The 4,535-nt window shown below is 63.2% G+C and carries 5 protein-coding genes; 2 read left to right on the forward strand and 3 right to left on the reverse strand.

The window, feature by feature from the left end:
• The coding region (gene ppk2, locus EOA24_RS28420; RefSeq protein ID WP_127410315.1) for a polyphosphate kinase 2 at positions 1-849 on the reverse strand (849 nt) is incomplete at its 3' end.
• 267 nt (positions 850-1,116) lie between these two features.
• Here ppk2 and EOA24_RS28425 point away from each other — a divergent pair.
• On the forward strand, positions 1,117-2,124 hold the full coding sequence (locus EOA24_RS28425) for an aldo/keto reductase (protein ID WP_127410316.1): 1,008 nt from the start codon (positions 1,117-1,119) through the stop codon (positions 2,122-2,124).
• Positions 2,125-2,129: 5 nt separating this feature from the next.
• Here the strand turns inward: EOA24_RS28425 and EOA24_RS28430 are convergent, their stop codons facing one another.
• Both EOA24_RS28430 and EOA24_RS28435 read right to left on the reverse strand, forming a co-directional pair.
• The gene (locus EOA24_RS28430; RefSeq protein ID WP_126082955.1) at positions 2,130-3,101 is read right to left on the reverse strand and encodes a glycosyl transferase family 90; all 972 of its coding nucleotides are present in this window, start codon (positions 3,099-3,101) and stop codon (positions 2,130-2,132) included.
• 115 nt (positions 3,102-3,216) lie between these two features.
• Positions 3,217-3,882 (reverse strand): GntR family transcriptional regulator, encoded by a 666-nt coding sequence (locus EOA24_RS28435; protein ID WP_126083826.1) that lies wholly within the window; start codon positions 3,880-3,882, stop codon positions 3,217-3,219.
• Between the two features lie 115 nt (positions 3,883-3,997).
• Here EOA24_RS28435 and EOA24_RS28440 point away from each other — a divergent pair.
• A partial coding sequence (locus EOA24_RS28440; protein ID WP_127410317.1) for an MFS transporter occupies positions 3,998-4,535 on the forward strand: 538 nt, incomplete at its 3' end.

Here is a 4,535-nt window from a genome sequence, read left to right on the forward strand (position 1 = left end):
CGGCAGCGTGATCTCATCGTGCGGAACCTCCTCATACGGCATCTGCTGCAGCAGATGGTCGATGCAGTTCAGCCGCGCGCGCTTCTTGTCGTTGCCCTCGACGATGAACCAGGGGGCCTCCTTGATGTTGGTGCGGGCGAAGGTCTCTTCCTTGGCCTTGGTGTACTGCTCCCAGCGCACCCGCGACTGCAGGTCCATCGGCGACAGCTTCCACTGCTTCATCGGGTCGTGGATGCGCATCAGGAAGCGCATCTGCTGTTCCTCGTCGGTGATCGAGAACCAGTATTTCACCAGCGTGATGCCGGAGCGGACCAGCATACGTTCGAATTCCGGCACGTCGCGGAAAAACTCCTCGACCTGATCCGCATTGGCAAACCCCATCACCCGCTCGACGCCGGAGCGGTTGTACCAGGAGCGGTCGAACAGCACGATCTCGCCGCCCGCGGGGAGATGCGGCACGTAGCGCTGGAAATACCATTGCGACTTTTCGCGTTCGGTCGGCGCCGGCAATGCCACCACGCGGGCGATGCGGGGATTGAGCCGCTGCGTGATGCGCTTGATGACACCCCCCTTGCCGGCGGAGTCGCGGCCCTCGAAGACCACCACCAGCTTCTTCTTGTGGTAGGCGACCCAGGACTGCAGCTTGATCAGCTCGGACTGGAGCCTCAGCAGCTCGCGAAAGTAGGTCATCCGCTCGATGGAAGGCGGATGCGACTTCTTGTAGATCTTGGCGATCTCGAGCGAGAGCGCCGGTTCGGAAAGCTCCAGCTCGTAGTCCTCGTCGAGCGTGTCCTCGAGCTCGGCTTCCAGCCAGTCCTTCGCCCCAGAATTCGGGTTCACTTCATTCATCGCGCAGCTCCGTCGCCTGTCAGCCATCATCGCTTCGGAATGCGCCGCGGCTCCGCCCCGGACACGCCACTCCGTAAGCCGACTGAGATACAGAGGCGCAATGACGGTTTTATTGCAAGGCGACCACAGCCGGGCATGATAGACGATATGTGATCGGCCCGTATCGATAGCGGGGCGACAAGCGGCTGGAATTGTCCTACAAATCCCCTCGCCTCTTTCCCGCGCCCGCCACGGCGCCTCTCCAAAACAAAATCGCGAGGACCCGACATGGAATACCGCACCCTTGGCCGTTCCGGCCTGAAGGTTTCGACATTGACCCTCGGCACCATGACCTTCGGCGGCACGGGCCCGTTCGCCGCCGTGGGCAACTCCGATCTTTCGGAAGCCAAGCGCATCGACACGGCAAACGTCTATTCGAACGGGCTGTCGGAGGAGATCATCGGCGAGGCGCTTGGCGGCAAGCGCAAGAACGACGTGCTGATCGCGTCCAAGGCGCGCATGCGCATCGGCACCGGTCCCAATGACGAGGGCCTATCGCGCCACCATCTGATCCGCGAATGCGAAAAGAGCCTGAAGCGGCTCAGGACCGATGTCATCGACGTCTATTTCGTTCACCAGTGGGACGGCCTCACCCCGGTCGAGGAGACGATCGCGGCGCTCGACACTTTGGTCAACCAGGGCAAGATCCGTTACATCGGCTGCTCCAACTGGTCGGGCTGGCAGGTGATGAAGGCTCTTGCCGTCAGCGACAGCCGACATCAGGCCCGTTTCGTCACCCAGCAGATCCATTACACGCTGGAAGCACGCGAGGCCGAGTATGAATTGCTGCCGATCTCGGTCGACCAGGGCCTCGGCGTGCTGGTCTGGAGTCCACTGGCGGGCGGCCTGCTCTCCGGCAAATATCATCGCGACAGCCCGACCGCGCGCCAGCTCGGCGGCTGGAAGGAACCGCCGATCCGCGACGAGGATCGGTTGTGGCGCATCGTCGACGTGCTCTCCGACATCGGCAAGGCGCGCGGCATCTCAGGGGCGCAGGTCGCGCTGGCCTGGCTGCTCGGCCGTCCGGCCGTAAGCTCGCTGGTGATCGGCGCACGCAACGAGACGCAGCTCAAGGACAACCTCGCCGCGGCCAGCCTGTCGCTCTCCGAGGAAGAACGCCAGCGACTTGACTCGGTCAGCCGGCCGCCGGTGCTTTATCCCTACTGGCACCAGCAGTTCACCGCCAGGGACCGGTTCGGGCCGGCCGACAAGGTGCTCGACCGCTCGCATGCTTAAAACAGTCAGTCGGCAATAAAGCGCCAGACTTCCGGATCGGGCTTTATCTGCCCACTCAACACGAAATATTTATAGAGGACGAGCAGCGAGATCGCCTGCTCGTCCTGTTCATTGCCGAATTGGCGGCAATAGGCGTTGGCGGCGGCAGTTATCCGCGCCGCCTCGGCAGGATGCTTTTCGAAATGGGCCACCTTGTCGACAAGGTCGGAGAAATCAGGCTCGAGCGGCACGTAATGGATATTGGCCTCCACCTTGGCTTCCGCAAACCAGGTTTCGTAGGTCGGCTCCGGCATCAGGCAGAGCGAATTGGAGCTCATGATCCATTTCAGGTTCGTCGCGACGTCATTGCCTTCGAGCGAGACAATGTAGCGATACTGCCGCTGCTGCTCGATGTTCAGGAACGGCTTGCGGTATCCATCCGGCGCGTCGGGCTTGTGGGAACCCGCATCGCAAAACGGTAGGTCGGCGGCCTTTTCCACGAAGCGGGTGCGAAGCGGATTGTTGAGATGACCGCGCCAGACCACCATCGGGCGCTTGTCGGCGAAGGACAGCTTGTCGGGTGGCATGTAGAAGTGGCGGAACTTGTTCAGCTTCATCAGCACGCCATTGGCGTTGTCGTCGCCGATGGGCCGGTCCTTGACGATCCTCGGCACCTCCGGAATGCCGACGACATCGCCATATTCGAAATCGATCAGCAGGCCGGGATCGAAATAGCGGGCGAATTCCTTGAGATCGTAATAATACATGCTGGAAGCGGTCGGCAGCTTGCCGACGGCCACCGCGTCTGGACTGGGCGCGAACGGCTGTTCCAGCTTGTTATAATAGTTCAGACGCGCTCGAACGGTCTTGCCTGAAAGCCTGGCCTGATCGAGCCGGCTGGCCAGGCGGTCGCGGAACAGGGACTGCGGTGCGCGGTCACGCGCGAAATTACGCGCATAGTAGAACAGCTTTGCGGCGGTTCGAGCGAGTGTGGCCATGCGTCCGCGAGTTCAGCAAGATGGTCAATGGTAGTCAGCCTTCATCCCCCTCGTCTCCTACAGCATTCTCCCGGCCATGTTGCAAGCCTGCTAATGCGAATGGCCACACGAGACTTTACGCTGCGACGAGCGCGAACCCTCTTGCGCGCAGACCGCGCCGATCGTCATGCAGCGAGGTGACCAGCCGATCGCGGCTGCCGGCGATGTGAGCGGAAAGCAGCTGAGCCGCTTGCTCGGCGTCGCCGCTCCTGACGGCGGCGAGAATGGCGTGGTGTTCGGCCCAGGCGCGGCCGAGCGCCTTTTCATCCCGCACTTCCAGCCAGCGCGCTCGCGACAGCCTCGTCATCGCATCGCGCACCGCCCTCAACAGGAACTCGTTGCCGGAAAGCCTTGCCAGCTCGATGTGGAAATCCAGGCCGACGCGATGCCACTCCTCGCGCGGCGTTTCCGCATCGCAGGAATCGAGCATCGCGGCGATCAACTCGATGCCGCCACGGTCTTCGAGCGCCGCCGTCAGGCGAACCGCCGCGACCTCGACCGCCTCGCGGTAGACGGCGATCTGTCCGAGTTCCGCGAGGTTGATCGGCGCCACCGTCCAGCCGCGGCCGTCGCGGCCGATCAGCCCTTCCGTTTCCAGGCGCAGCAGCGCCGCCCGCACCGGCGTGCGCGAAGCGCCGAACCGGCTCTCGATCCAGCGCTCGGTTAAACGTTCGCCCGGGCCGATCCCCAGCCCGAGGATCATCTCCCGAAGCTGCCTTTCAACATTCTGCATCTGCGACATTGTCGGTCCGATCTTCAAAGCCGCATTGACAGCGGCAAACGCCAGGTCCATGACGAATACCGGTTTGGTATCCCAAATTGGTATCCATAACAATCCCAGCAGTGGCAAGTGTGACATGACGCCCAGCGAAACCGGACAGAGCGGCTTCAACATCCATTGGCGACGCAATCTCGCGGTCTGCTTCGCTGGCTCGTTCAGCACGCTCATCGCCATGACGCTGCTGCTTCCGTTCCTGCCGCTCTACGTCGAGCAGCTTGGCGCCGAAGGCCTCGCGGCGATTGTGCAGTGGTCGGGCATCGCTTATGGCGCGACCTTCTTCGCGGCCGCGCTGGTGGCGCCCTTGTGGGGCCGGCTGGGCGACCGCTACGGCCGCAAGCTGATGCTGGTGCGCGCCTCGTTCGGCATGGCGATCTGCATGTCGCTGACCGGCATGGTTGAGAGCGTGTGGCAGCTGGTGCTGCTGCGGCTGTTCATCGGCTTTGCCGGCGGCTATTCCTCGGGCTCGACGATCCTGGTGGCGATGCAGACCCCGAAGGAGCGCTCGGGCTGGGCGCTGGGCGTGCTGGCGGCGGGCATCACCGCCGGCTCGCTGGTCGGACCGCTGCTGGGTGGCCTGCTGCCGCCGCTGATCGGCATCCGCGCGACCTTCCTGC

The sequence above is a fragment of the Mesorhizobium sp. M2A.F.Ca.ET.039.01.1.1 genome (assembly GCF_003998035.1).
In the GTDB taxonomy this organism is placed as follows: domain Bacteria; phylum Pseudomonadota; class Alphaproteobacteria; order Rhizobiales; family Rhizobiaceae; genus Mesorhizobium.